At 57.1% G+C, this 26,528-nt stretch carries 22 protein-coding genes; 12 read left to right on the top strand and 10 right to left on the bottom strand.

Annotated elements, in window-relative coordinates:
- Positions 1-4 precede the first annotated feature (4 nt).
- The 3 genes from Q9245_RS11480 (at position 5) to Q9245_RS11470 (ending at position 4,849) form a co-directional block, all read left to right on the top strand.
- A complete protein-coding gene (locus tag Q9245_RS11480) occupies positions 5-1,390 on the top strand; it encodes a PhoH family protein (protein ID WP_371824812.1) in 1,386 nt (461 codons plus the stop codon).
- A 138-nt stretch (positions 1,391-1,528) separates the two neighbouring features.
- A complete protein-coding gene (locus tag Q9245_RS11475) occupies positions 1,529-3,142 on the top strand; it encodes an FAD-dependent oxidoreductase (protein ID WP_305897317.1) in 1,614 nt (537 codons plus the stop codon).
- Positions 3,143-3,190: 48 nt separating this feature from the next.
- Positions 3,191-4,849 (top strand): acetolactate synthase large subunit, encoded by a 1,659-nt coding sequence (locus tag Q9245_RS11470; protein WP_305897316.1) that lies wholly within the window; start codon positions 3,191-3,193, stop codon positions 4,847-4,849.
- 46 nt (positions 4,850-4,895) lie between these two features.
- Here Q9245_RS11470 and Q9245_RS11465 read toward each other — a convergent pair whose 3' ends face one another.
- The 4 genes from Q9245_RS11465 to Q9245_RS11450 all read right to left on the bottom strand — a co-directional run bounded on the left by Q9245_RS11465 (position 4,896) and on the right by Q9245_RS11450 (position 8,392).
- The gene (locus Q9245_RS11465; RefSeq protein WP_305897315.1) at positions 4,896-5,459 is read right to left on the bottom strand and encodes a winged helix DNA-binding protein; all 564 of its coding nucleotides are present in this window, start codon (positions 5,457-5,459) and stop codon (positions 4,896-4,898) included.
- A 69-nt stretch (positions 5,460-5,528) separates the two neighbouring features.
- Positions 5,529-6,833 (bottom strand): TRAP transporter large permease, encoded by a 1,305-nt coding sequence (locus tag Q9245_RS11460; protein WP_305897314.1) that lies wholly within the window; start codon positions 6,831-6,833, stop codon positions 5,529-5,531.
- A 3-nt stretch (positions 6,834-6,836) separates the two neighbouring features.
- A complete protein-coding gene (locus tag Q9245_RS11455; protein ID WP_305897313.1) occupies positions 6,837-7,376 on the bottom strand; it encodes a TRAP transporter small permease in 540 nt (179 codons plus the stop codon).
- 41 nt (positions 7,377-7,417) lie between these two features.
- A complete protein-coding gene (locus Q9245_RS11450; protein ID WP_305897312.1) occupies positions 7,418-8,392 on the bottom strand; it encodes a TRAP transporter substrate-binding protein in 975 nt (324 codons plus the stop codon).
- Between the two features lie 282 nt (positions 8,393-8,674).
- Between Q9245_RS11450 and Q9245_RS11445 the strand changes: the two genes are divergently transcribed.
- Genes Q9245_RS11445 through Q9245_RS11435 form a run of 3 tightly spaced genes read left to right on the top strand, consistent with a single transcriptional unit; the run spans position 8,675 to position 11,102 of the window.
- Positions 8,675-9,412 carry a 5-oxoprolinase subunit PxpA gene (locus tag Q9245_RS11445; protein ID WP_305897311.1) on the top strand — a complete coding sequence of 246 codons (738 nt, stop codon included), beginning with the start codon at positions 8,675-8,677 and terminating at the stop codon, positions 9,410-9,412.
- Entirely contained in the window at positions 9,412-10,158 is a 747-nt protein-coding gene (gene pxpB / locus Q9245_RS11440) for a 5-oxoprolinase subunit PxpB (RefSeq protein WP_305897310.1), read from the top strand. The genes Q9245_RS11445 and pxpB overlap by 1 nt, the downstream gene beginning before the upstream one ends.
- On the top strand, positions 10,155-11,102 hold the full coding sequence (locus Q9245_RS11435) for a biotin-dependent carboxyltransferase family protein (RefSeq protein WP_305897309.1): 948 nt from the start codon (positions 10,155-10,157) through the stop codon (positions 11,100-11,102). The genes pxpB and Q9245_RS11435 overlap by 4 nt, the downstream gene beginning before the upstream one ends.
- Here the strand turns inward: Q9245_RS11435 and Q9245_RS11430 are convergent.
- The 4 genes from Q9245_RS11430 to Q9245_RS11415 all read right to left on the bottom strand — a co-directional run bounded on the left by Q9245_RS11430 (position 11,092) and on the right by Q9245_RS11415 (position 17,607).
- Entirely contained in the window at positions 11,092-12,444 is a 1,353-nt protein-coding gene (locus Q9245_RS11430; protein WP_305897308.1) for a sigma-54 dependent transcriptional regulator, read from the bottom strand. The genes Q9245_RS11435 and Q9245_RS11430 overlap by 11 nt on opposite strands.
- The gene (locus tag Q9245_RS11425) at positions 12,441-14,255 is read right to left on the bottom strand and encodes an ATP-binding protein (protein ID WP_305897614.1); all 1,815 of its coding nucleotides are present in this window, start codon (positions 14,253-14,255) and stop codon (positions 12,441-12,443) included. The genes Q9245_RS11430 and Q9245_RS11425 overlap by 4 nt, the downstream gene beginning before the upstream one ends.
- 94 nt (positions 14,256-14,349) lie before the next feature.
- Entirely contained in the window at positions 14,350-16,545 is a 2,196-nt protein-coding gene (locus Q9245_RS11420) for a TRAP transporter fused permease subunit (RefSeq protein ID WP_305897307.1), read from the bottom strand.
- Positions 16,546-16,629: 84 nt separating this feature from the next.
- Positions 16,630-17,607 (bottom strand): TAXI family TRAP transporter solute-binding subunit, encoded by a 978-nt coding sequence (locus Q9245_RS11415; RefSeq protein WP_305897306.1) that lies wholly within the window; start codon positions 17,605-17,607, stop codon positions 16,630-16,632.
- A 417-nt stretch (positions 17,608-18,024) separates the two neighbouring features.
- Between Q9245_RS11415 and betI the strand changes: the two genes are divergently transcribed.
- From betI to choV, 6 genes are all read left to right on the top strand, one after another.
- Positions 18,025-18,621, top strand: a complete 597-nt coding sequence (gene betI / locus Q9245_RS11410) for a transcriptional regulator BetI (protein ID WP_305897305.1) — start codon at positions 18,025-18,027, stop codon at positions 18,619-18,621.
- Positions 18,621-20,084, top strand: coding sequence for a betaine-aldehyde dehydrogenase (betB, locus tag Q9245_RS11405; protein ID WP_305897304.1), 1,464 nt, complete (start codon positions 18,621-18,623; stop codon positions 20,082-20,084). The genes betI and betB overlap by 1 nt, the downstream gene beginning before the upstream one ends.
- A 63-nt stretch (positions 20,085-20,147) precedes the next feature.
- Entirely contained in the window at positions 20,148-21,815 is a 1,668-nt protein-coding gene (gene betA / locus Q9245_RS11400; RefSeq protein ID WP_371824811.1) for a choline dehydrogenase, read from the top strand.
- 34 nt (positions 21,816-21,849) lie between these two features.
- The gene (locus Q9245_RS11395; RefSeq protein WP_305897302.1) at positions 21,850-22,782 is read left to right on the top strand and encodes a choline ABC transporter substrate-binding protein; all 933 of its coding nucleotides are present in this window, start codon (positions 21,850-21,852) and stop codon (positions 22,780-22,782) included.
- 139 nt (positions 22,783-22,921) lie between these two features.
- A complete protein-coding gene (gene choW, locus Q9245_RS11390) occupies positions 22,922-23,770 on the top strand; it encodes a choline ABC transporter permease subunit (RefSeq protein ID WP_305897301.1) in 849 nt (282 codons plus the stop codon).
- On the top strand, positions 23,767-24,945 hold the full coding sequence (choV, locus tag Q9245_RS11385) for a choline ABC transporter ATP-binding protein (protein WP_305897300.1): 1,179 nt from the start codon (positions 23,767-23,769) through the stop codon (positions 24,943-24,945). The genes choW and choV overlap by 4 nt, the downstream gene beginning before the upstream one ends.
- 72 nt (positions 24,946-25,017) lie before the next feature.
- Here choV and Q9245_RS11380 read toward each other — a convergent pair whose 3' ends face one another.
- Together Q9245_RS11380 and Q9245_RS11375 are read right to left on the bottom strand one after the other, a co-directional pair.
- Complete coding sequence (locus Q9245_RS11380) at positions 25,018-25,443, bottom strand: secondary thiamine-phosphate synthase enzyme YjbQ (protein WP_305897299.1); 426 nt, start codon at positions 25,441-25,443, stop codon at positions 25,018-25,020.
- Between the two features lie 14 nt (positions 25,444-25,457).
- On the bottom strand, positions 25,458-26,525 hold the full coding sequence (locus Q9245_RS11375) for a succinylglutamate desuccinylase/aspartoacylase family protein (RefSeq protein WP_305897298.1): 1,068 nt from the start codon (positions 26,523-26,525) through the stop codon (positions 25,458-25,460).
- Between the last annotated feature and the right edge of the window lie 3 nt (positions 26,526-26,528).

Raw genomic sequence — 26,528 nt, 5'->3', positions numbered from 1 at the left:
ATCTATGCCAAGAGCACCGCAAGCTCGCAAAAAAATGTACGTCCTCGATACCAACGTTCTTATCCACGATCCCAACGCCCTCCTGAACTTTGAAGAACACGCCGTCATCATCCCGATGACCGTCCTTGAGGAACTCGACAGTCTGAAATCCGGCAAACAAACGGTTGCGGCCGACTGCCGCCAGGCGATCCGTAACATCGACAAGCTGCTCGGTGATGCCAATCCGAAAGACATCGAGAAAGGCGTGCCTATTCTGCGAGGCAAAAAAGCAGACCCACTGGGCACGCTCGCGATCATCATGAGCACCGAACGCAACGGCAACCATTCTCTGCCCGAGCACCTGAACGATAACAAGATCATCAACACCCTGGCGGCGCTGCAGGAACGGCACACGTCGCACGACATCATTCTGGTCAGTAAAGACATCAACATGCGTCTGAAAGCGCGGGGCTTTGGTGTCGAGGCTCAGGACTACCACAACGACCAGTTGCTGGACGACATCGATCTGCTGCCCAAAGGCTACACCGAATTCCCGAACTCCTTCTGGGACAACATTGCCAAAGTGGAAACCGTTCAGCGCGCCGGCGTGACCGAACACCTGCTCAAGCGCGAAGGAGTGCTGGCCAAGCTCAACATCAACGAGTTTGTTATCGATGAGCGAGGTTTCATCGGCCAGGTGGTGGATGTCTCCGACGATCAACTGGTGATCAAAGATCTTCTGCACGACGACCTGATGAACGAAGAAGTCTGGGGACTGGTACCCAGAGACATCTATCAGGCCATGGCCCTGCACCTGCTGCTGGACCCGGAAATCCATCTGGTTAACCTGACCGGCTCAGCCGGCTCTGGTAAAACCATCCTGGCACTGGCGGCTTGTATCGAGATGACCGTGGCCAGCAAGCTTTACAAACGCATCATCGCCACCCGATCCACCCAAGGTCTGGATGAGGACATCGGCTTCCTGCCCGGCACCGAAGCCGAGAAAATGGAGCCCTGGCTGGGTGCCATCGTCGATAACCTGGAAGCACTGCACGAAGACGACGAAAACATGTCGGCCAGCGTGGATTACATCCTTAGCAAGGTGCCGCTGCACTTCAAATCCATGAACTACATCCGTGGGCGCAGTTTCCAGCACAGCCTGATCATCATCGATGAATCCCAAAACCTGACACCTCACCAAATCAAAACCATCATTACCCGGGCCGGTAACGGCTCGAAAGTGATTTGCCTGGGTAACCTGGCACAGATCGATACGCCCTATTTGAGCCCGTTAAGCTCCGGTCTGACGTACATGACCGAACGCTTTAAAGGCTTTCAACACGGTGGACACATTCACCTTCAAGGCGTACCCCGATCGGTACTGGCGGAATTCGCTGAAGCCAACCTCTGATCTGCACGTCGAACACAGGGCGGCTCATCCTGCCCTGTGTTCTGGCCCCTCCTGCCCGCATGCCATGTCTTGACCTAGCCTCAGCCACGGGGCAGCATCCCTTAACAACTATTACAACCAGAGCCAACAGGACACTCCATGGCCAAAACTCATTCATCAGACGTGCTGGTCGCCGGTGGCGGCCTGGCGGGTATCATTACAGCCCTTGAAGCCCTTCGGGCCGGAAAAACCGTCACGCTCGTTGATCGCGATACACCCGAACGCCTCGGCGGGCTTGCCCTTTGGGCCTTTGGAGGCATGGCCTTGGTGGATACACCGCTGCAACGACGGCTGAAAATCCCCGACTCCCCCGAAACCGCCCTGAACGACTGGCTTAGGTTTGGTGAACTGGATCCGGAAGACCAATGGCCCATGAGATGGGCCCGATATTATGTGGAAAACTCCCGCACCGAGGTCTACGACTGGCTGCTAAGCGAAGGGCTGAAATTCATGCCTGCCGTGAATTGGGTGGAGCGTGGCCGACTGGCCGATGGCAACACCGTGCCCCGCTACCACATTGTTTGGGGCACCTCGCGCGAGCTCACACGAAAAATGATTGAGGCCATGCATCAGGCCAATTCCGGCGGTCGCCTGACCCTGCTGCATCAGCACCGGATTACCGGCCTGGAACACGAGGGCGGAAAAGTCTCCGGTGCCGTTGCCGTCAACGAACAAACCGGAGAAGAGGTGCGCTTCAGCGCGCCCGCTGTCGTTCTGGCTATGGGCGGCATTAACGGCAGTCACAAAGAATGCAGGGCCAACTGGCCGGCAGAACGGCCGCAGCCAGCCACCATGCTCAATGGCGCGCACCCGTATGCGGACGGCAAACTGCATCACTGGACCGAAGACAACCTGGGGGCAAAGATCACCCACGCTGGCGAAATGTGGAACTATGCAGCGGGTTTTCCCCACCCCTACCCGCACTTTAAAGGCCACGGGCTTTCCACCATTCCCAGCAAGTCGGCCCTGTGGCTGAATCATCGCGGAGAACGCATCGGCCCTGAACCCCTGGTTACCGGTTTCGACACTCATTGGCTGTGCCAGCAAGTGGCGGCTCAGGAAAAACCCTGGACCTGGCACCTGCTGAACCGGCGCATTGCCCTGAAAGAATTTGCCATCTCCGGCGCCGAGCACAACGCCCGTATCCGCGATAAACAATTTCCTCTGTTCCTGAAAGAACTGCTGCTAGGCAATAAGCCACTGGTGAAGCAAATGGAACACGAAAGCCCGCATTTTTTGGTAGCCGACACCCTGGAAGAGCTGGCCGACAAAATGAACCGGCTGACCTGCTCGATGGATATCAACCCCGCCACGCTCAAAGCCACTGCCGATGCCTTCGACGCCAATTTTCATAAGGGCAACCAGCTCAACAACGACCCGCAAATCCGGCTGATCCAACACGCAAGGCAATGGGGCCCAGACCGGCTTCGAACCTGCAAACCCGCCCCCTTGCAGAAACCCGGCGCAGGGCCGTTTATCGCCATTCACATGCAATTGACCACGCGTAAAAGTCTCGGTGGCCTGCGCACTGATTTACAAAGTCGGGTTCTGGATAGCGATAATCAACCGATTCCCGGCCTTTACTGCGTAGGGGAGGCCGCGGGCTTTGGCGGCGGAGGCGCCAACGGCAAACGGTCACTCGAAGGAACCTTTTTACCCGGTTGTATCATGACAGCCCGGGCGGCGGCTCGCTCCATTTTGGCGGCAGATTGATTCAAGCTTTTAGCAACACCAATAAGAATACTGATCAGGAGAAGATCCATGCCTAACGGCGCTCAGGCTTTGATGAAAACACTGGTAGATGCCGGAATTGAGGTTTGCTTTAGCAACCCGGGCACCAGCGAAATGCATTTTGTCGCCGCTTTGGATAATGAGCCCAAAATGCGTGCGGTATTAGCTCTGTTTGAAGGGGTCGCCACCGGCGCCGCCGATGGCTACGCCCGTATGGCCGACAAGCCCGCAGCCACCCTACTGCACCTAGGCTGCGGTTTGGGGAACGGTTTGGCCAACCTCCACAACGCGCGCAAGGGCAAGGTGCCGGTCGTGAACATTGTCGGTGACCACGCCACTTATCACGTTAAGTACAACGCCCAACTGCAATCAGACATCGAAACCGTCGCTCGTAACGTCTCACCCGGTTTCGTTCGCACCTCTCAAACCACTGAGCAACTGTGCCAGGATGCCGCTGAAGCTATTGCAGCTGCCAAAGGCCTTCCCGGCCAAGTGGCCACATTGATTTTGCCTGCCGATGTTTCCTGGGGCGAAGGGGGTATACCCTGCGCGCCGCTGCCGGAGCCGGAACTCATCGGTGCTGACGATGCCACGGTCCAAGCCGTTGCGGAAGCGATACGCAGCGACAAGAAAACCGCGCTACTACTTGGCGGCCAGGCACTCCGTGAACCCAGCTTGATAGCCGCGGCTCGGATTGCAGCTCACAGTGGTGTAAAGCTGTTCGCGGAAACCTTCCCGACTCGTATTGAACGGGGCGTGGGCCTACCGCCGGTTGAACGGATCGCTTATTTGGCAGAATTAGCCACGCTGCAATTATCCGAATACGACAATTTGATTGTGGTGGATGCTAAGCCGCCGGTCTCGTTCTTCGCCTATCCCGGCAAAGCCAGTGATCTGGTACCTGAGCACTGCACGCTTTATACCCTATCCACGCCCGAGCAAGATGCACTCACCAGTTTGAACAAACTGGCGGATACGCTGGGAGCCAGCAAGGCAGAGCCAGAACTTCAGCAGCCTGCCCGACCATCACGCCCTCGTGGCAAACTGACTGCAGAGAAAGTCTGTAAGGCACTAGGCCACATGATGCCCGAAAACAGCATCATCGTGGATGAGGCAATCACCTCCGGTTTAATGCTAAACGCCATGACCGCAGGCGCGCCCCGGCACGACATCATCACCCTTACCGGTGGGGCTATCGGTCAGGGCTTGCCCAGTGCAACCGGTGCTGCCATTGCGTGCCCGGACCGTCCGGTGTACGCGCTGATCGGCGACGGCACCGCTATGTATACCATTCAAGCTTTGTGGACCATGGCGCGCGAGCAGCTGAACGTCACATCGATTATCTTCAACAACGCCTCCTATTCGATTCTGAATGTCGAATTGGAACGGGTGGGTGCCGAAGAGGCGGGCGACAAGGCCAAGTCTCAGCTGGACATCAGCGGCCCTGTCACTCACTTTGCCCAGCTGGCCCAAAGTATGGGCGTGCACGGTATTCGGGTACACACCACCGAAGAGTTGTTAAAAGCCATGGAGTACGCCCAGAACAACCCCGGACCGCATCTGATCGAAGCAGTGGTGCCGGAGTCTCTGAACGGCGTTAAACGAAAGGTATTACCGTGGCTGCTGCGCTCGTTGCCCAGTTTGCCGAGGCCGTTAACCAAGGCATTGAAGCAGAAGATTGCGCCCTGAGGAGCCAAGAACTTGCGCACCCGCAATCTTACGGGCATGCAAAACATCACAACGAGGCTGCCGAACGGGCAGCCTGGTCATACAACCCTGAAATACCCCGTAAAAAACTGGCAATAGAACCAAGATCCGTATTCGAGAAGCCGAGCGTGCGCAGCGAATCGACCAAGCAGTTCTCCCGGATTTCGGCATAGGCTTTACAGACCGTTTCGCCCTGCTCTGTGATCGAATAAAAGGTTTCCTTCCCCCTGCGTTCCGACGCCACAACCTCGTGCTTCAGCAGCTTTTTGAGTGCATAGGTGACCGTGTGGGTGTCTTCGACGTTCAGCACCAGGCAAATGTCGCCGGCTTTTTTCGAGCGCCCCCGGTGATTCACGCTGTGCAGCACCAGAATATCCAAGGGACTCAACTCTGGCAGCCCGGTGGCATTCATGCACCGCACCATCCAGCGATTGAAGGCATTACCCGCCACAATCAAACCGAATTCCAGCTCCGAGAGCTCCGCTGCCCGGCCGGAAAGGTGAGCAGAAGACACAATGGGCCCCACTGCTTTTCTGGCTTGTGGCTCATCCTCATTGTGCAGGGTTCGGATATCCTCTGGTTTATTGTTCATAGTCTCTCCACAACCTTATTGCTGAAAAACGGCCAGCCCGCAGGGTTGGTCCTGCGGGCGCTGAGTCTATCAATTACCCATCTGATTGGGGAGGTAGGTGACAATATCCGGGAACAGAGTGATCAGCACCACGCCGGCAAGCAGCAACAGGAAGTATGGCAGCGCCGCCAGTGCCACCCGGATGATGTTATCCCCGGTCAGCCCCTGAATCACAAACAGGTTGAAACCCACCGGCGGCGTTATCTGACTCATTTCCACCACAATCACGAGGTAGATACCAAACCAGAGCGGATCGATACCGGCCGCCTGCACCATCGGCAGGACCACAGAAGTGGTCAGTACCACCACAGAAATACCGTCGAGGAAGCAGCCCAGGAGAATAAAAAATACCGTCAATGCCAACAACAGAACATAGGGCGACAGCGACAGGGTATTGATCCATGCAGCCAGATCCCGCGGGATCCCGGTAAAGCCCATCGACACCGTCAGGAAATGCGCGCCGGCAAGAATGAACGCGATCATAGTCGAGGTTTTGACCGTGCCCATCAGAGCCTGGCCAAAAGTCTCTCGGTTGAGCGAGCCACCACGCCAAGACAACAAATGCGCCAGAGCCACGCCGATAGCGGCAGACTCGGTGGGGGACGCCAACCCCGCATAGATGGAGCCGATGACACCGACAATCAGCAACACCACCGGAATCAGCGGCTTGCTGCGGCGGATTTTCTCGGCCAACGGCAGCGCTTCTTCCTCATCGGCCGGCACGCCAGCCGGATTCATTTTCGACCAGATGCCCACATAAACCGCAAACAACACCATCAGCAACAGGCCGGGCAGAATGCCCGCCACGAACAGCCGGGCGATGGACTGCTCGGTGGCGACGCCGTACACAATTAGAATAATGGAGGGAGGAATCAACAGCCCCAGTGTGGCAGAACCCGCCAGCGTGCCCAGAATCTGTTTACGGTCATAACCGCGCTGGGTCAGCTCAGGTACTGACATCTTCCCGATGGTGGCCGCAGTGGCCGCCGATGACCCGGAAATCGCGGCAAAAATACCGCAGCCGATGATATTGGTATGCAGCAGTCTGCCCGGTATACGGCCAACCCAGGGTGCGATACCACTGAACATCTGTTCAGACAGGCGAGACCGGAACAACACTTCCCCCATCCAGATAAACATCGGCAGGGCTGCCAGCTCCCAGGAAGCACTGGCACTGAAAAACGAGGTCGACAGGCTATCACCCACCGGAATACTGCTCAGAAAATGCAGGGCTGCAAGGCCCGTAGCGGTCAGGGCAAAGGCAACCCAGAGCCCCGCGCCAAGAAGAATCAGAAGCCCGGCCAGGAGCAGCAGGCTCATCCAGATCATATCCATGGTTTACTCCTGAGGGGCTTCGTCTTTGATTTGGGTGAGGCGACCAGTCATCAGCCCAATCATCACATCCAGCAGGGCAACCGCAAGCAGCACCAAGCCCGCCACCATGACCGCCTGGGGAATCCACAGCGGCACCGGCACCATACCAATCGAGACATCGCCAAAATCGTAACTGTCATAGGCCAATGAAATACTGAACCATATCGCAAAGCCTGTGATGGCCAGAGCCACCAGCGCCACCAGAATGTCCAGCCCGCGCCGAACTGCCGCTGGCAAGGTTCTGTGCAACAGATCAACCCGGATATGCCCGCCCACCGTCAGTGTGTAAGCCAGGCCGGTGAACGTAGCCCCCAGCAACAGAAAGCCTGCCAGCTCCGCCAGCCCGGGCACCTGCAGGCCTATTGAGTTCATGCCCAGCGCCAACAGAGCCTTATCTAGAATCCGCCCCAACACCTGGAGCACCACCATGACCATGATGACCGTCAGCTGTATCGCCGAAAGATAGCCGCCAAGGCGGTACAAATTGTCCAGAAACCTGTTCATGGGAGTACTCCCGGTTATTATTCGTGTAACGCCATCAACAATCAGCGCGCGCGATAGGCTTCAACAATCGCTTTGCCGTCGCTGCCAGCACGCTCCAACCATTCTTTTTCCATAGTTGCGCCCACTTCTTGCAGCCTCGGTACCAATGTCTCACTGGGCTCAGACACCACAATGCCGTTCTCTTCCATGATGGCGATTTTGGCTTCGGTTTCAGCTTTGCTGGCCGCCCAGCCACGCTTTTCAGCCTCAACCCCTGCCGCTTCAATGGCACTCTGAACCGACTCCGGAAGACGGCGGAACGCCTTGGCGTTCACCACCACCATGTTTTTGGGCAGCCACAGCTGCGCATGGTTGAAATGGGTCAGGTAATCCCAGGCCCTGGTGTTCGCTCCGGTAGACGGAGAGGTGATCATGGCATCCACACGACCGGTCCCGAACGCGGTGGGAATATCCGGCACCTCAACCTGAGTTGGCACGGCACCAAACAGTTCTGCAAGCTGCTCACTGGACTTGTTATAGGCGCGCATTTTTACACCCTGGAGTTCCTTGCCGGTTTCTACCGGAAAGCTGGTGTAAATGCCCTGCGGCGGCCAGGGCACCGCAAACAGGAGCTTCAGCCGCTGGCGCTCAAGGCGCTGTGCCAGCACATCGCGGGAGGCAAGCCAAAGCGCCCAGGCTTCATCGTAGTTACTGGCCAGATACGGCACTGAGTCCACTTCAAACAGCGGGTCTTCGTTGGCGAGACGCGACATGATCAGCTCGCCGATGGGCACCAGGCCACGACGAACCGAGTTTTTGATTTCGGGGTGTTTAATCAGTGAGCCACCGCTGTGAACAACGATGTTCATCTCTCCGTCAGTTGCGTTGCTGACGTCCTCGGCAAACTCTCGGATGTTCACAGTGTGGAAATTGGAGTCGCCATACGGTGTCGGCATATCCCACTTGGTTTCCGCCTGAACATTGGCGACCACTACAGACAACGCAACCGCTGCCAAGTGCTTCATTGATACTTTCATATTTTCCTCCCGTGCCGCAGAACCGTAACTCCGGGCGAATCACTCATGATTGTTTTTGTAAACTCAAAACCACGATCAAACATTGATCGAATGACACGCACACACCGGAAAAGTGTGCTTTATTCAATCAAATTAGCGCCGGAAAGATTCCATGTCAAACAATTCATGTTAATTATATCCGTATTTTTACCTTGATTTAGCGACATCTTATCTATAATTTGTTTGTATTGAGTGTTTTTCAGGCAGCGAGCACCTGCTTCACAAGAACAATCGGAGGCGGTTATGTTATTGAATTGCGATCTGGGAGAAAGCTTTGGCGCCTGGACCATGGGTATGGACGAACAGGTCATGCCCTATATAGACCAGGCCAACATCGCTTGCGGCTTTCACGCCGGCGACCCGATGACCATGCACAAGACGGTGCGCCTTGCGCTGGCCAACGGCGTCACTCTGGGTGCCCATCCGGCCTACCCGGACCTTCAGGGCTTCGGCCGGCGCTCCATCGCGTTCGGTGCCGAAGAAATCAGCGCACTTATCCGGTACCAGGTCGGAGCCTTGAGCCAAATTGCCGCCTCAGAAGGTGGCACCCTCCACTACGTGAAACCTCACGGGGCTCTGTACAACGACATGATGCGCAACGAGGCCATTCTCGAGGCGGTGCTGGTGGCGATTCAGAGCTCGCCTCAACCACTGGCGCTGATGGCCATGACCACGGCAGATAATCAGCCTTTAAAAGCTGCCTGCCAAAAACAAGGCGTGGTGCTGCTGCTGGAAGCCTTTGCCGACCGGGCCTACGATCAGAACGGTTATATTGTTGCCCGCAGCCTACCCGGCGCCGTACATAAAGATCAGCAGACCATTATTGAGCAAGCCAGAAACTTGTCAGCAGGCAAACCCATTCGGACCATCGATGGCGCGACGCTTCACCTGGAAGCAGACACCCTCTGCGTGCACGGCGATAACGCAGACTCGGTTGCCGCCGTCAAAGCCATTCGCGCAGCACTGGGAGCAAAGGGCTGATGTTCTGGCGTTATGAAATTACCGGCGTAGACACCGTTACCCTGCACTTTGGCGAGCGCATCGACATTCAGCTGGTTGAGCGGATTCACCGGGCCGCCGAAGCGCTCAGAATCAAGCTCGCTGGCCGGTTGATCGACACCGTTCCGTCCTACACCACACTGCTTCTCCGCTATGACCTGGCGCACGATGATTTCTCCAGCCTGATGGCCTCAGTGGCGAGCATCCTGGCAGATCTGCCAGAGGCGGGCCCCGAAAGTGCTGACAGTGAGGTTATCGACATTCCGGTGCTTTACCACCCCAGAGTCGGCCCGGACCTGGGCGCTATCGCCGCCCGCGCAGGCCTTTCGGCAGAACAGGTGATTGAGTTGCACAGCCAGCAAACCTACAACGTGTTTGCCATCGGGTTCGCTCCCGGATTCGCCTACCTTGGTCAGGTACCCGAACAACTGAACACCCCCCGGCAAGAAACTCCGCGAGCGAAAGTGCCTGCAGGGACCTTGGGCATTGCCGACACCCAGACTGCCATGTATCCGCTGCAATCGCCCGGTGGCTGGAACCTGATTGGCCGAACGCCGCTAACCCTGTTTGACCCGAACCGTGACAAGCCATCCTTGTTGGAAGCCGGCCAACGGGTCCGGTTCCGCCCGATAGACCTCGAAGAGTATGTAAAGCTGGGTGGCCGACTTGACGATCTGCCCTGGGAAAATGACAGCCCGGCACCAGAAAAAACCGGAGGCGGACAATGAGCAATCAAGCAGGCCTTGTTTTCATCAAACCGGGATTCCTAAGCCTTCTTCAGGACGCAGGGCGCAAAGGCGTTATGCACATGGGGCTGACCAGTGGTGGCGCCATGGATCGCCACGCCTGGGCCTGGGCAAACCGCCTGATGGGGAATAGCTACGACTCAGCGGCCCTGGAAATCACCTTCGGCAGCGTCGAGTTCACCTCCGAACTCGACACCTGGATTGCAGTAACCGGTGCCAGCGCACCCTGCTCCATCAACGGGATACAGCAACCGCTGTGGACGGCGCTTCCGGTAAGGGCTGGCGACACCGTTACCATCGGCGCCCCCAAAACAGGCATTCGCTCTTACCTCGCCGTGGCAGGTGGGTTCCAGATCGAAACCGGACTGGGCGGTAGCTGCGCCAACTTTGTGCGCGAAGGGATCGGTGGCGTAAGAGGCGATGGTCGCCCACTGAAAGAAGGCGACCGCCTGCCCTGCCTGGTCGGACAGCCGTCCATTAAGAGCCGAAAAGTACCCGAAGCCTGGCAACCGGACTACAAAGAAGAACTCAACCTGGCTGTGATTCCCTGCGCCCAGATAGACCGTTTCCCGGCGCGGGTGCTGCATACTTTTTTCACCAACACCTACACACTGTCTCCGCAAACCGACCGAATGGGCGCCCGCATCAAAGGCCCGGAGCTGGAAGTACGCGGTACATCGCTGATTTCGGAAGGCACCAGCCTGGGCGCCATTCAGGTGCCCGCCGATGGCCAACCGATCATCCTGCTTAACGACCGGCAGACCATCGGCGGCTACCCGAAACTCGGTGCAGTCACGCCAAGAAGCCTGGATGCTCTGGCCCAGCGCCCCCCCGGAACCAAGCTCCGGTTTCGGGCAACCACCCTGCATGAGGCTCAGCTGGAAGAGCAGCGATTTTTACGGTTTTTCCATGGGCTCAGTCTTTGAACTGAGCCTTGTCCAAGCCGTGCTTTTTCATCTTGTCGTACAGCGTTTTTCGGGCAATGCCGAGCGCGACCATGGTGTCTTTAATACTGCCCTGACACGCATTGAGCGCACTCACAATCGCCGCCCGCTCGAACCCATCCATCATTTCGGACAGCGTTTGCCGACCCGCTAAATGCCGGGTGTCAGCACTGTCACTATCCTCTAACGCAGCAGGCCCTAACAGCACGTAACGCTCCGCCAGATTTCGAAGCTCTCGAACGTTGCCGGGCCAGGAATGTTGCATCAGCCGGGCAGCTTGCCGGGCATCCAACGGCACACTTTCACGGTCGTAACGGGCGGCCGCAATCAGCGCGAAGTGATGGAACAGTGTGGGGATGTCGTCTTTACGCTCCCGAAGCGGTGGAATATCCACTTTTACCACGTTCAGGCGGTAATACAGGTCCGGCCGGAACTCACCGTCATCGCTCAGCTTTTTCAGATCGGCCTTGGTGGCGGCAATGATGCGTACATCCACATCCAGCACCTGGTTACTCCCCAAACGCTCCACCTTCTGCTCTTCCAGCACGCGCAGCAGCTTGACCTGCAGCGGCATGGGCATGCTTTCCACTTCATCCAGAAACAGCGTGCCTTGGTGCGCGTACTCCACCTTGCCGATACGGCGCTTATCCGCTCCGGTAAAAGCCCCCACCTCATGACCAAACAATTCACTCTCGATCAGGTTTTCGGGCACCGCACCGCAATTGATCGCAACAAAGTTGTGGGCGCTGCGGGGGCTACTCTCGTGAATGTAGCGCGCCAGTGCATCTTTCCCCGAGCCAGTCTCACCGTGCAGCAAAATGTTCGCGGAAATATCAAGAATCGGCTCAACCGTTGCCATCACCCGCTGCATGGTTGGGGAGTCACCCAAAATTCTGGGCCCTGGCTTGGCCAGTTGCCGCAACTGCGCCTTCAAGCGGCGGTTTTCCAGCGCCAGATGGCGTTTTTCCAGCGCGTGCTTGAGAAGCTCGATCAGTTCCTCGTGATCAAACGGTTTCTCGATGAAATCATAGGCACCCTGCTGCATGGCCGACACCGCCGTACTGATATCGCCCTGCCCCGTCAGCAGGATAACGGGGATGTCCTCATCGATGGTTCGCACCGCCTGTAACAACTCCAGACCGTTCATGCCCGGCATGTTGTAGTCACTCAACACGATGCCTTGGTATTCCGGCCCCACGCTTTTGAGCGCTGACTCACCATCCGAAAAACAAGCCACCGGCAGATCTTCCAGCGCCAGCGTCTGCTCCATCACCATCCGAATATCGGGATCATCATCCACAAAGATCACTACCGGTGCGGTCATTCTTCTGCCCTACGCTGTTTCAGTTTCAGAACAAACTCGGCACCCGGGCCGTCTGGCCGGTTATGGCCAGACAAGCTGCCACCGAGAGACTCTACAATCTGCTTGGAAATCGATAACCCTAAACCCAAACCTTGCTTGACTGAGCGGGTGGTGAAGAACGGCTCGAACACCTGTTCCGTGTTGCGGGGCAAGCCGTGGCCGTTGTCCCGTACCACGCACAGCCAGTAGTCGCCCTCTTCTGCGATCTCCACCTGAATTTCTGGCTCGGCCTGCTCTTCAACGGCCTGAACGGCGTTGGCCATCAGGTTCACCATCACCTGCTCAACCCGTATCAGATCACCATGGCACATGGTGGGGGCATCCGGCCGCAACCAGCGAATATTAATGCCGTCACTGCTGCTCTGTGCGGTGATGATTTTCAAGGCGGCGTCTACCGATAGCCGCAGGTCCACTAACGAGGGCGGCCCCTCGGATTTACGCGCAAACACTTTGAATTGGCTAATCAACTCCGCCATTTTGTCGCACAGGGTCACGATTTCCTGCAGGTTGGCATCAACCATGTCACCCGCGCCGCGCTCCAGGAACTTTCGACTGTTGCGGGCATAGGCCTGAATCGCCGTTAGCGGCTGATTGATCTCATGGTTCAGGCCCGCCGACATTTGCCCAAGCACCGCCAGCTTGGCGGCCTGAATCAGCTCCTGTTGGGTTTCCCGCAGCTCGGTTTGCGCCCGCTCCCGTTCCTGAATCTCCGCCAGCAATTGATCGTTCGAACGCTTTAGATCCACGGTGCGTTGGGCCACCCTGCGCTCCAACTGCTCGCCCCGGGCCGCCAGCTCCCGCTCTCGCCTATGCCGTTCACGCAAATACAACCAGGTCAGAAAACCGGCCAGGAAAATCGCGCCACCGCCCACCAGGAACCCGACGCGGGTCCAGAACACTGAACGGGTGTCGGCAATCACCACCAGCCGCCAATCCAGCCGGGGCAATCCGGCGTCTAACGCCAGATAGCTTTGCTCCGAATGCCCTTCGTTTATCCGAATACGGGTGGCATGTTCCGACAACACCCACGGGCCATCCTGCACCGTGAAGTCGATCGGCTTCAGCTCGCGCTGCGGATAGCGCTGACGCACCTTGGGGTTTGTGGCAGCATCGCCTGTCGGTGAAAAATCCCGGTACAACCACTTCCGGTTACTGGCCAGAAAGCTGATACCGTCGCCATCCAACACCACCATTTCGGCTTGGTGTTTAATGTCCGGGCGTTGCCAGTGGGATTCCAGCTCATGCACCAACACCTTGACGGCAACCACACCTAACACCTCACCCCGTTGACTCCGCACCGGGTGGGAAAAGTACAGGCCGCGCTCCAGCGACATAGTCCCCAACGCAAAGTACACCACCGACCCGCCGGTGTTCAGAGCATCGTAAAAGTAAGGCCGGTAAGAATAGTTGCTCCCCACAAAGCTGTCGGGCTGGCCAAAGTTGTTGGCGGCAATCGCAAGACCGGTCAAATCCATCAGGTAGATGTCGGAACCGCCCACGATTGTCGCCATGCGCTGCATTTGCTCATTGGCTTTGAGCAAGGTGACAGGATCATCAGGGCGCTTGAGGGCTTCTGCCAATAAAGGATGTTCCGCAATCAACTCGGGAACGGGGATATAACGGTTCAGTTCGTTGGCAACCAACTGCCGGTAGCGGAAGGCTTCCTGAACACTGTCGCTCTCAAGCTGACGGTATCCAAACCAACCGCCGAGCACCCAAGACAACAACAGGGTGGCAGTCAGAACGACAACAACACTGATCCGATAAAGCATGGGGTCGGGTTCCGGAAAAGCCTCTAGACTAACGTCCGGAACCCGGCAGGACAACCGGCTGCCCTGCCCGTTGTCCTGCTCTGACTTAATCACGTCAGGCCGCGGCCAGTCCTGGCGCACGCTTGCGCTGAATCAGGTAGGCAATCACTGCCAACCCGATACCCGCCAAGTCGGTCCACATACCGCCTTCGATGGTCAGCAAAGCGGCCGCAATCAGCAGCAAGCGCACCAAAACCGGGGCCGCAGATTTGGCGAACCAGCCCAGCACACCGGCCGACAACAGGTACACACCAAAGACCGCTGTAATCAATGCCCGGGCGATCTCTACCCACTCAGCTTCCATCAACAGCGCACCGTTGTAGAAGAACATGAACGGCACGATGAACGCGGCGATACCGATACGGAACGATGCCACCGAAGTAGACATGGCATTGGCACCGGAAATACCCGCAGCCGCGTAGGAAGCCAAGGCAACCGGCGGTGTAATGGCTGATACCACAGCAAAGTAGAACACGAAGAAGTGTGCCGTCAGCGGCTCAATACCCAGCTGCACCAAGCCCGGAGCCACCACAGAAGCTGCTACCGCATAAGCGGCGGTGGTTGGCATGCCCATGCCCAGCAAGATGGAGATGAACATTGCAAACACCAGCGCCAGCAAATTGCTGTGAGCCGCCACATCCAGCAGCAACACCGAGAAGCGCGCACCCACACCGGTCAGTGAGATAACACCCACAATAATACCGGCGGCCGCACACACCACGATGATCTGGATAGACATGTAAGCCGCGATTTCAAAGGCCCGCAAAATCGAACGGATGCCCATTTTATTAGGTGAAATCCAGCTCACAACCGCGGCCGAAACCGTCGCCAAAGTACCGGCACGAATCACCGAATAACCCTGGAACAACGCCACAATCAAAATGATGATCGGTGCGAACAAGTAAACCTGACGCGCCAGAACCTTCAGGTTCGGCAACTCGTCGCTGCGCATCCCGCGCATGCCCAGCTTCTTGGCTTCAAAATCCACCATGAAGAACACAGAGGCGAAATACAGAATCGCAGGAATAATCGCCGCAATGGCAATGTCGGTGTAAGGAATACCGGTAATTTCCGCCATGATAAAGGCGCCGGCCCCCATAATCGGCGGCATGATCTGCCCACCGGTAGACGCAGCCGCTTCAACCGCTCCCGCAGATTCTTTGCTGTAACCGACCCGCTTCATCAACGGAATAGTCAACGAACCGGTTGATACAACGTTACCGGCACTGGTGCCGTTGATCATACCCATCAGGCCAGAGGCAAAAATCGCCACCTTGGCAGGGCCACCACGGGAACGGCCCGCCGCGGCAAAGGCAAAGTTCACAAAGTAGTCACCCACTTTGGAAGCCTGCAGAAACGCGGCGAAAATGATGAACAGGATAATGTAGGTAGACGACACCGCAGTGGTCGGCCCCAAGATACCGGCATCGGTGTACACCTGACTGAAGAAACGCTGAACCGACAACCCCGGGTAACCCAGGAACCCCGGCAGATAAGGGCCCACAAACACGTAGGCAAGAAACACCAGCCCGATCACGACCAGCGCCATGCCCGCCACTCGACGAGTCAGCTCCATGATCAAAGCAGTACCGGCAACGGCCGCGAAAGAAATACCCACCGGCGCAAAAGCGGTGCCCGTGGTCATGCGCATCGAGGTGTTGAACACCACCAGCAAGTAAGCCGCAACGGCAATCGAGCACACCACCAGCACCAGGTCGGGCACACTGAAACGTGCACGATCACGCTGATGGAACCAGCTCATCACAATACCGATGCCAGTGGCGGCCAACAAAGGCCAGCCAAAGTGCCAGGTTTCCAGTTCGGCAGGCACCCGGAACGCGCCAGCCTTCAACTGCAAATCGAAAGAATAGGTTTGGTACAGCGCGTAAAAAGCGGGAATCAAAGCAACCGCGCTGATCCAGGATGTCCATTTATGCCGTGCAGCGCCTTCTTCGGAGGAAACAAAACGGGCACCGGCAAACAAAATAAAACCCAACACCAAGGCGCCGGCAACGTGCACAATCCGGAACGACCAGGTTTCCATGGGCGCCACGTTCAACGTGTACAAATGGAACACGGAATAGGCAATGGCCAGCATGATCACGAACTTGAGCAACAGCCCGGTAAACAAGCGGCGGTTAGCCTCTACAGGCTCTTCGTCAACATCGTGCGCGAGCAAGTGATCGTCGTTAATCGTCAGGTTCTCGGCCAATGGCTTCTCACCATCAGCGGGAAAATGTTCTTTGGTCATGATTGGTCCTGCCTATGAACAAGGCGTGTTTTCAGAAACAACCAAGCCCCGGAAGCGGCACAGCGCTCCGGGGCTCAAGCCGCATTACTTGATGGCGTCGGCTTCGATGGTGTAACCGTTTTCGTTAAACCAACGGGCAGCGCCCGGGTGCCATGGCAGCACCGTGTTCTTGCTGTAGTTTTCCGGAACGGAGAAACGCGCCGCTTTGTGGATCGACACCATCTTCTCGTTGTTCTCCATGGTCAGCTTGGTGATTTCATAGACAAAGCTTTCCGGCATATCGCAGTTCACCATGGCGAAGTTCCACATAGAAACCACACGCGAAGGCTCGTCCAGAGACTGGTAAGTACTGGCCGGAATCACAAACTCGGACACCGGGAACTGATCAACGATTTTCTTGGCTTCTTCATCGTTCATACCAATGATGTTTACATCGGTCTGAACTTCCAGCTGGCTAACCGCCGGAATCGGAATACCCGCCGCAAACGCAACCACATCAATCAGGCCATCCTGCAACTGGCCACCCAGATCCGACCAGCTCCCGTTACGGCGCTTAAAGTTAACCCCCAGGGCTTCCATCATGCGCGGGAAGTAAGTGTCAGACGTAGATCCTGCCGGGCCGAAACCGATGGTCGCACCGTCAGGAATGTCAGAAATAGATTTGATACCGGTGCTGCTCAGCGCCGTAATAGAGAACGGTGTCTCGTACATCGGGAACATGGCGCAGACATTGTCCATCTTCATGCCCGGGGCCAGAGGGCTTTCGCCGTCGCGGGATTCACGGGCGGGGCCCATGGTGGTCAAACCGAACTTCAGGTCGCCGGTGTGCACCAGCGCCATGTTCTGAACCGGGCCGCCAGTGATTTCAGCACCACCAGATACACCCAGGTTTTCAGCAACAAAGTTTGCCCAGCCAGAACCGTAGGCGAAGTAGGTGCCACCCTGGCTGGCCGTACCGACGGTAAAGCTGTCCGGCCATCCGGCGCGGTCTTGTGCAACAGCCGGTGTTGCAGCAAATACAGATGAGGCGAACGCTGCCGCCACGATGGTCTGAAGTTTCATAAAAAGGCTCCCGATGCGTTTTGTTTGTTCGGTGCAGGTAAGGCCGACCTCGACCTCCTGAAACAACTATCAGCAAACCTCGGGCCACAAAACAAAAACCGATATAAAACAATAAATTAAATAAACCGCACGACAACCAAACCCCGAAAATGGGTAGAAACCCACACACGCCCAAAGAAATTTGGGTCGAAACCCGCCAACGGCACTGCCATCGCGCTTTTCGACCACATTCATTCGCCTTCTAAACAATTAAAAGCCCCAAAAATCACCTTCCAGCCCACAGCCAGCGCCAAACAAGGCTAAAACCGTACTACTTCGACGGTTTGATATTTAGTCTTCAAACCATTACGCTTGTCAAAATTGAACGCTCATTCAAAAAATTGAACATATATTCAGAGCGAGGGGAGCCGGGACACCATGGCAAGAATCGGAGTAGAAACAATTCGGCGTCAGCAACTCATCGATGCAACGCTTCAGGTCATTGAAGAGTATGGTTTCCAAGGCGCAACCATCGGGAAAATCGCTGCGGTTTCCGGTTTGTCTGTGGGCATTGTCAGTCATTATTTCGGGGGCAAGCAGGGTCTGCTCGAAGCCACCATGCGGCATTTGCTGTCTTCGCTTCAGCAAGATGTATCCAAACTGATGGCAGACCGGCCCAACACCCCGCGGGAACGGCTGATGGCCATTGTCGATGCCAATTTCTCCGGCGTTCAGACCCACGCTCAGTCATCAAAAACCTGGCTGGCGTTCTGGACCCAAGCCATGCACAGCCCGGATCTGATGCGATTGCAACGCGTGAACGAGCGCCGCCTGCTGTCCAACCTGATGTTCTATTTGCGCGATCTGATGCCAGAGCCGCAAGTGCGCAGCACCGCTCAGACCATTGCGGCCTTGATCGACGGCTTCTGGCTTCGAGCGGCCATGAGTGAAGGCCGTATTGAACCCTCACAAGCCGTCACCCTGTGCAAAACCTATATAGACCAAGCCATTCAAGCAAATAACGGAGCTTCCTGATGACGCTGCCCATTTATCAATCGTTTATTAACGGCCAACCCATGGCCAATCAAAGCGGTGAACGGTTTGATGTCGTGAACCCGGCAACCGGCCAGGTGATCTATCAGGTTGAACAAGCCGACGAATCCGTGATGAAAGCCGCCGTTGAGAGCGCCCGGGAAGGTTTTAACGCTTGGTCCGCGATGAGCGGTCTGGAGCGCGGGCGCATTCTCAACCGCGCTGCCAACATCCTGCGCGAACGCAATGACGCGCTGGCGAAAATCGAAGTGTTGGATACCGGCAAACCCTGGCAGGAAGCCAGCGTAGTAGACGTAGTAACCGGTGCCGATTCGGTGGAGTACTTCGCCGGCCAAGCCTCCAGCATCACCGGCGAAAGCCAGCACCTAGGGCCAGACTTTTTCTACACCCGCCGCGAGCCACTGGGCATCTGTGCAGGCATCGGTGCCTGGAACTACCCGCTGCAGATCGCCTGCTGGAAATCCGCGCCGGCGCTGGCCTGCGGCAACAGCATGATCTTCAAGCCGTCAGAAGAAACCCCACTGGGCGCAATCAAGCTGGCCGAGATCTACATCGAAGCCGGCGTACCGGCTGGCGTGTTTAACGTGGCTCAAGGCGACCACCGAGTGGGACAAATGCTGACCGCCGAGCCCGCCATCGCAAAAGTGTCCTTTACTGGCGAAGCAAAAACCGGTCGCACCGTGATGGCCGATTCCGCCTCGTCACTGAAATCCGTCACCATGGAACTGGGCGGCAAATCCCCGTTGGTGGTTTTCGAAGACACTAACCTGGAACAGGCCGTGTCTGCCGCCATGCTCGGCAACTTCTACACTCAGGGCGAAGTGTGCACCAACGGCACCCGGGTGTTCGTACAGCGTTCGATTTACAACGCCTTCCTCGATGAACTGGTAAAGCGCACCGAGAACAACATCATCGCCGGTGATCCAGAACATCCAGACACCAACTTCGGTGCCCTGATCAGCGCCAAGCATCGCGACTTGGTGATGAAGTACATCGACAGCGGCAAAGCGCAAGGGGCGCGATTGCTCACCGGTGGCACAGCACTGCAACCCGCCGGCTGCGAAGGCGGGTATTTCGTGGCCCCCACCGTGTTTGCCGACTGCACCGACGACATGACCATTGTGCGGGAAGAAATCTTTGGCCCGGTGATGTCGGTACTGCCGTTCGATACCGAAGAAGAGGTGATCAAGCGTGCCAACGACACCGACTACGGTTTGGCCGCAGCGGTCTTCACCACCGACACCACCCGCGCCCACCGCGTGATTCATCAGCTGGAGGCCGGCATCTGCTGGATCAACAGCTTTGGTGCCTCACCCGCCGAAATGCCGGTGGGTGGCTACAAGCTTTCAGGTCTGGGCCGCGAGAACGGTCGCGAAACCCTCGCGCATTACACCCAGACCAAATCCGTATACGTCGGCATGGCCCCGCTTGAGGCCCCGTTCTGACATCGCCATTCCCACGAGTATCGCTGCGGGCGACTAGCCCGCATCCGTATGAAGGAGACAGCTTTGAAGTTTGATAACGAATTTGACTACGTGGTTGTAGGCACCGGTTCCGCCGGCTGCGTGCTGGCCAACCGGTTGAGCGAAAGCGGTGAGCACCAGGTATTGGTGCTGGAAGCGGGCCGCCGCGACGACACTTGGAAGATCCACATGCCTGCGGCGCTCATGTACAACCTCATGGACGACAAGTACAACTGGTACTACCACACCGAGCCGCAGAAATACCTCAACAACCGCAAACTGTACTGGCCTCGCGGTAAAGTCTGGGGCGGCGGTTCCACCCTGAACGCCATGGTGTACATCCGCGGCCACGCGTACGACTACGACCGCTGGCACGACGAAGGTGCAAAAGGCTGGCGCTACCAGGACGTACTGCCCTACTTCCGCAAAGCCGAAAGCCGGGAAAAAGGTGCCGACGACTACCGCGGCGGCAACGGCCCGTTGAACGTGCATACCGGCGACGAGCCCAACCCGCTGTTCGGGGCGTTTTTGGAAGCCACCAAACAAGCCGGCTACCCCTATACTGAAGACATGAACGGCTACCAGCAGGAAGGCTTCGGCGAAATGGACATGACCATTCGCAAAGGCAAGCGCTGGAGCGCAGCCCAGGCCTACTTGCGACCCGCGCTGAACCGTCCGAATTTGACGGCCGAAACCGGTGCCATGACCACCCGCATCCTGTTTGAAGGCGAAAAAGCCGTGGGCGTGGAATACATTCAAAATGGCAAAACCCTTCGCGTAGCCGCCCGCAAAGAAGTCATTGTCAGCGGCGGAGCCATCAACTCACCGCAGCTGCTGATGCTTTCAGGCATCGGAGCGGCAGACGAACTGAAAGAGCACAACATACCGGTTGTGGCCGATCGCCCGGGCGTTGGCAAAAATCTTCAGGATCACCTGGAAATCTACGTGCAGCACAAATCCACCCAACCGGTCACGCTGTACAAGTACACCACCCAGCCGGGCAAAACCATCGCTGGCGTGAAGTGGTTCCTGAACCACGATTGGGGCGCTTGCCGCACAGCACATCTGGAAGCCGGTGGTTTTATTCGCTCAGAAGCGGGCGTACAGCACCCGGACATTCAGTACCACTTCTTGCCGTCTCAGGTGATCGACCACGGCCGAAAAGACGCGGAATGCCACGGCTATCAAGCCCACGTTGGCCCCATGCGCCCGACCAGTCGCGGCTTCCTGAAGCTGAGATCCGCCAACCCGACCGATCACCCGATCATCGATCCAAAGTTGCTCAGCACCGAGCGGGACCGCTGGGAAATGCGGCAGAGCATCAAGCTGACCCGTGAGATTTTCGCCCAGAGCGCCTTCGATCCGTTCCGTGGCGAAGAACTCCGGCCCGGTGCCAGCGCCACGACAGACGAAGACATCGATGCCTTTGTCCGGGAATACGCAGACAGTGCGTACCACCCGTCCTGCACCTGCAAAATGGGCGCGGCCGACGACCCCATGGCGGTTGTTGACGAAGAAGCCCGGGTATACGGCGTGAGTAACCTGCGCGTGGTGGATGCCTCCATCATGCCGAGCGTGGTCAGCGGCAACCTGAATGCGCCCACCATCATGCTGGCCGAGAAATGCGCCGACCACATTCTCGGTCGCGAACTACTGCCACCCTCGTCAGCCCCCGTGTGGGAGCACCCGGACTGGAAAAACGCACAACGATAACGACGTGACAAGAAACCAAGAAAGGAGAACGACTATGAAGAAGATTATGTTGGCCTGTGCTGGCCTCGCTATGAGTGGAGCTGCTGCGGCAGCTCCGAACGCCGAATGCAAAGCCGTTCGTTTCGCCGACGTTGGCTGGACAGACATCACCGCCACCACCGCACTCGCCTCCGAAGTGCTGGAAGGCATGGGTTACGAGCCCAGCGCAAAAGTTCTGTCTGTGCCGGTGACCTACCGCTCTCTGAAGAACAAAGACATCGACGTATTCCTGGGCAACTGGATGCCTACTATGGAAGGCGATGTGCGCCCGTATCTGGAAAGCGGCGACGTTGAAAACGTCATCACCAACCTGGAAGGCGCGAAGTACACCCTGGCCGTACCGCAGTTTGTGTACGACGCAGGTGTAACCAGCTTTGCTGACATTGCCAAGCACGCGGACGAGTTCAACGAACGCATCTACGGCATCGAGCCCGGCAACGACGGCAACCGTCTGATTCAGGAAATGGTGGATCAGGATGCCTTCGGGCTGGGCGATTTCCGTGTGGTTGAATCCAGCGAAGCCGGCATGCTGTCGCAAGTCAGCCGCTCGGTTCGCCGCAATCAGTGGGTCGTTTTCCTCGCGTGGGAGCCGCACCCGATGAACGCCAACCACGATCTGGCGTATCTCGACGGCGGTGACGACTTCTTCGGGCCGAACTACGGTGGCGCGACGGTTCGCACAAACGTTCGTAAAAACTACCTGAACGAATGCCCGAACGTCGGCACTCTGCTCAACAACCTGAAGTTCTCGCTGAACATGGAGAACGAAGTAATGGGCGCCATCCTGAACGACGGCGAAGACCCGCGTGATGCCGCCAACGCCTGGTTGTCCAACAACCCGGACGTACTGACCAGCTGGCTGGACGGCGTCACCACCCTGAACGGTGAAGACGCACTGCCTGCGGTAAAAGCCTACCTCAAGCAGTAAAGCTCCCGGGGTGTTAAACCAACACCACCGCGGCTTATACAAGCACGCCCCGGGCTGATGCCCGGGGCGCTTGATCCGAAGTACCGACACCTTTCACTTTCCGTGCGAGCAATGCCCGCACCCAAAAAGACAGAAAACCATGAACTGGATAACTGAGCATCAACTGCCTTTCGGCGACTTCATGGAAGACGTTGTTGATTTTCTAGTCATCAATTTCAGCGGCTTTTTCGACGCTGTATCCGAAGGCTTACAAAGCATGATTCACGGGCTGACCGACGCCCTTCTGTGGATACCGCCCGCCGCCCTCGTATTGCTATTTACTGTGGCCGCCCACCTGCGCCATCGCCGCTGGGGCCTCACGCTTTTTACCGCCGCCAGCTTCCTGCTGATCTGGAACATCGGCTACTGGGAAGACACCATGGCCACCTTGTCATTGGTGCTCTATGCCACCCTGCTGTGCATCGTAATCGGCATTCCACTGGGCATTTATGCCGCACACAGCCAATGGCTGTACAAATTCCTGCAACCCGTACTGGATCTGATGCAAACCATTCCACCGTTTGTGTACCTGATCCCTACCCTCACTCTGTTTGGTCTGGGCGTGGTGCCCGGCGTGATCTCCACCGTTATCTTCGCCATTGCGGCTCCGGTCAGGCTGACCTACCTGGGCATTTCCCAGGTGCCGACGGAACTGCTTGAAGCCGGTAAAGCCTTTGGCTGCACCAAACGACAGCTGCTGTTCAAAGTGGAACTGCCCGCCGCCATGAGTTCCATCGGCGCCGGTGTTACCCAGTGCATCATGCTGTCGTTGTCGATGGTAGTAATCGCCGCGCTGGTCGGCGCTGATGGCTTGGGCGTTCCGGTAGTCCGAGCGCTGAACACTGTGGATATCGGTAAAGGTTTCGAAGCAGGCCTGGCCATTGTACTGCTGGCCATCTGGATGGACCGTTTCTTCCGCCAACGCAATGCTGGAGAGCCCTCACAATGATCGAATTCGAAAACGTTAACGTTGTCTTCGGCAAGCAGCCCAAGCAAGCGCTACCGCTGATTGAACAGGGCCTCGACCGTGCTGAAATCCGCGAGAAAACCGGCTTGGTGGTGGGCGTACAGAACGCCAACCTGAGCGTGAAGAAGGGCGAAATCTGCGTATTGATGGGGCTTTCCGGCTCCGGAAAATCCAGCCTGTTGCGCTGCATCAATGGCTTGAACGAAGTCACCAGCGGCGCCATCCGTATTGAACACGACGGCGAGATGGTAGATTTCACCCAGGCCAGCGAAAAAGTGCAGCGCGACATCCGCACCCGCCGCATTTCCATGGTGTTCCAGAGCTTTGCACTGATGCCGTGGCTGAGCGTTGAAGACAACGTGGCCTTGGGCCTGGAGCTGCAAGGCATGAGCAAAGCCAAACGCCGGAAGAAAGTGGCGCGTCAACTGGAGTTGGTTGGTCTTACAGCCTGGGCCAAGTGTCGCCCGGATGAATTGTCTGGCGGCATGCGCCAGCGCGTAGGTTTGGCCCGGGCTTTGGCCACAGAATCCGAAATCCTGCTGATGGACGAGCCCTTCTCTGCACTCGACCCACTGATTCGCCATCAGCTGCAGGATGAGCTGTTGAGCCTGCAGGAAGAACTGCAGAAAACCATCGTGTTCGTGAGCCACGATTTGGACGAAGCCCTGAAACTGGGCTCTCACATCGCCATCATGAAAGATGGCCAGATTGTGCAGCACGGCAAGCCGGAATCCATCGTGCTGCACCCTGAAAACGATTACGTGAAGAGCTTTGTGGCCAGCACCAACCCGCTCAATGTTTTGGCGGCCCGTTCACTGGCCTTGCCCATCGGGGAAATTCAGGAAGACGCCCAAGGCAATCGTTGCCTGAACAAGCGCTATGACATCTGGCTGCACACACCGGAATTGGCGGAAAAAGCGGTTGTTACCAGCAACGGCCAAACCTTCCAGACCCAATCCTGGCAAGAGGGACAAGCCATCGAGAGTTTGGCCAAGCAGCCAACCCGCATCGCACCAAACACACCGCTACGCGATGCTGTCGAAATTCGCTACTTCACCGGCCACAGCCTGTTGGTTGAAGAAGGCGGACAAATCACCGGCGCCATCGGCGACCGGGAGCTTTACCACGCCATGCTGGGTAAGCATCTGGACGACTAGTCGTTAGTCTGTCTGCGCTTGGCCCGGAACTTTCGCCGGTGCCAAGCGCCCAGACTTCCGCTTCTCTTTGAATCACCAACGCCCCTGCAGAGTCGCCACAATTTTTCTACCGCCCGCATGATTCCGGTGTTCACACAGATAGATACCCTGCCAAATACCCAGCGCCAGCTGACCGTGGGTGATGGGTATGGTCAGTGACGGCCCGATGATCACGTTTTTGATATGAGAGGTGGTGTCGTCCGGGCCTTCCAGCGTGTGTTCGTAATAATCCGCGTCTTCCGGCACCATTACATTAAAGTGGCGTTCCAGATCACCGCGCACGTCGGGGTCGGCGTTTTCGTTGATCGCCAACGACGCGGAGGTATGCTGAATAAAGAGATTCAACAAACCCACTTCGCAGTTGGTCAGTTCCGGAGCCCGGGCCAGGATGTCGTCGGTCACCAGATTGAAGCCGCGGGGGTACGGCGGCAATTCAATGGTGTTTTGATGCCAGATCATAGTCGCTCCACCGTTTATTTTTGCAGATCATCCCAAGGGTGAACCGGTACCGCCACGTCTTCCGGCACCTCGCTTTCGTAGGAGCTGCGGAAGTGATCCATGGCTTTCTCGGCTTCACCCAGCTCGTCAAAACGGGCAATGTGGTAGATCGCCTCGCCTTCGTTCACCAGCGGCAAATTGTTCACACAGATCACAATGCCCGAGCAGGGTGATGTAATCGCCACTTCTGTTTCACCAAACGGGTCTGCCACCATGGCCAGTTTTTGCCCTTTGCGTACACGCTGACCTAAACGAGCCACTTGCCGCATGATGCCGTCGATATCGGCCCTCACCCACTGCGAGTTTGCGGCGGTTTCCGAGCGTTTTTTCGGCGCTTTCGGGCCTTTCTTGGCGGGTACCATTTCCAGCTCGCGCATCACCCGGATGATGCCTTTCACGCCGCTGGCAATCACCACATCATCAAACCGCAAGGCTTCACCGCCTTCGAAGGTAACGACGGGTATGTCGAGGGAATCTGCGTAGGCACGGAGGCTGCCGTCCCGCAGCCCGGCATTAATTATGATAGGTGCACCAAACGCTTCGGCCATGCGGGTTGTTTCCGGGTTTTTCAGTTCGGCCCGGATCTGCGGCAGGTTGAAGCGGTGAACGGCCCCCGTGTGCAAGTCGATGATGTGGGTCACCTTCTCCATGATCAGGGTGCGCAACAAATAGGCAATGCGCCCCCCTAATGAACCCGTTTCCGAGCCGGGGAAACACCGGTTCAAATCACGGCGATCGGGCAGGTAACGGGTGCGCTGAACAAAACCGAATATGTTCACTATGGGCACCGCCACCAGGGTGCCCCGAAGGTGACGTAGCGCCGAGTTTCTCAATACCCGGCGAATAATTTCAACACCGTTGATTTCATCACCGTGAATCGCACCACACACCATCAAAACCGGTCCGTCACGCCGGCCGTGTACCACTTCCACCGGAATGTGCAGCGGGGTGTGGGTGTAGAGTTTTGCCACCGGCACTTCCACAGTCTCGCGGGTGCCGGCCTTTATCTGAACGCCGGCAATCTCAAACGGTGCTCTTGCCATAAA

The organism is Marinobacter sp. MDS2 (assembly GCF_030718085.1).
GTDB lineage: Bacteria > Pseudomonadota > Gammaproteobacteria > Pseudomonadales > Oleiphilaceae > Marinobacter.
Note: the sequence above shows the minus strand (reverse complement) of the source record. Positions and strands in the feature narration are given on the sequence as shown.

Coding starts and splice junctions, on each gene's coding strand:
- Q9245_RS11480 (WP_371824812.1), top strand. CDS start 5: ATGCCAAGAGCACCGCAAGCTCGCAAAAAAATGTACGTCCTCGATACC.
- Q9245_RS11475 (WP_305897317.1), top strand. CDS start 1,529: ATGGCCAAAACTCATTCATCAGACGTGCTGGTCGCCGGTGGCGGCCTG.
- Q9245_RS11470 (WP_305897316.1), top strand. CDS start 3,191: ATGCCTAACGGCGCTCAGGCTTTGATGAAAACACTGGTAGATGCCGGA.
- Q9245_RS11465 (WP_305897315.1), bottom strand. CDS start 5,459: ATGAACAATAAACCAGAGGATATCCGAACCCTGCACAATGAGGATGAG.
- Q9245_RS11460 (WP_305897314.1), bottom strand. CDS start 6,833: ATGGATATGATCTGGATGAGCCTGCTGCTCCTGGCCGGGCTTCTGATT.
- Q9245_RS11455 (WP_305897313.1), bottom strand. CDS start 7,376: ATGAACAGGTTTCTGGACAATTTGTACCGCCTTGGCGGCTATCTTTCG.
- Q9245_RS11450 (WP_305897312.1), bottom strand. CDS start 8,392: ATGAAAGTATCAATGAAGCACTTGGCAGCGGTTGCGTTGTCTGTAGTG.
- Q9245_RS11445 (WP_305897311.1), top strand. CDS start 8,675: ATGTTATTGAATTGCGATCTGGGAGAAAGCTTTGGCGCCTGGACCATG.
- pxpB (WP_305897310.1), top strand. CDS start 9,412: ATGTTCTGGCGTTATGAAATTACCGGCGTAGACACCGTTACCCTGCAC.
- Q9245_RS11435 (WP_305897309.1), top strand. CDS start 10,155: ATGAGCAATCAAGCAGGCCTTGTTTTCATCAAACCGGGATTCCTAAGC.
- Q9245_RS11430 (WP_305897308.1), bottom strand. CDS start 12,444: ATGACCGCACCGGTAGTGATCTTTGTGGATGATGATCCCGATATTCGG.
- Q9245_RS11425 (WP_305897614.1), bottom strand. CDS start 14,255: ATGCTTTATCGGATCAGTGTTGTTGTCGTTCTGACTGCCACCCTGTTG.
- Q9245_RS11420 (WP_305897307.1), bottom strand. CDS start 16,545: ATGACCAAAGAACATTTTCCCGCTGATGGTGAGAAGCCATTGGCCGAG.
- Q9245_RS11415 (WP_305897306.1), bottom strand. CDS start 17,607: ATGAAACTTCAGACCATCGTGGCGGCAGCGTTCGCCTCATCTGTATTT.
- betI (WP_305897305.1), top strand. CDS start 18,025: ATGGCAAGAATCGGAGTAGAAACAATTCGGCGTCAGCAACTCATCGAT.
- betB (WP_305897304.1), top strand. CDS start 18,621: ATGACGCTGCCCATTTATCAATCGTTTATTAACGGCCAACCCATGGCC.
- Q9245_RS11395 (WP_305897302.1), top strand. CDS start 21,850: ATGAAGAAGATTATGTTGGCCTGTGCTGGCCTCGCTATGAGTGGAGCT.
- choW (WP_305897301.1), top strand. CDS start 22,922: ATGAACTGGATAACTGAGCATCAACTGCCTTTCGGCGACTTCATGGAA.
- choV (WP_305897300.1), top strand. CDS start 23,767: ATGATCGAATTCGAAAACGTTAACGTTGTCTTCGGCAAGCAGCCCAAG.
- Q9245_RS11380 (WP_305897299.1), bottom strand. CDS start 25,443: ATGATCTGGCATCAAAACACCATTGAATTGCCGCCGTACCCCCGCGGC.
- Q9245_RS11375 (WP_305897298.1), bottom strand. CDS start 26,525: ATGGCAAGAGCACCGTTTGAGATTGCCGGCGTTCAGATAAAGGCCGGC.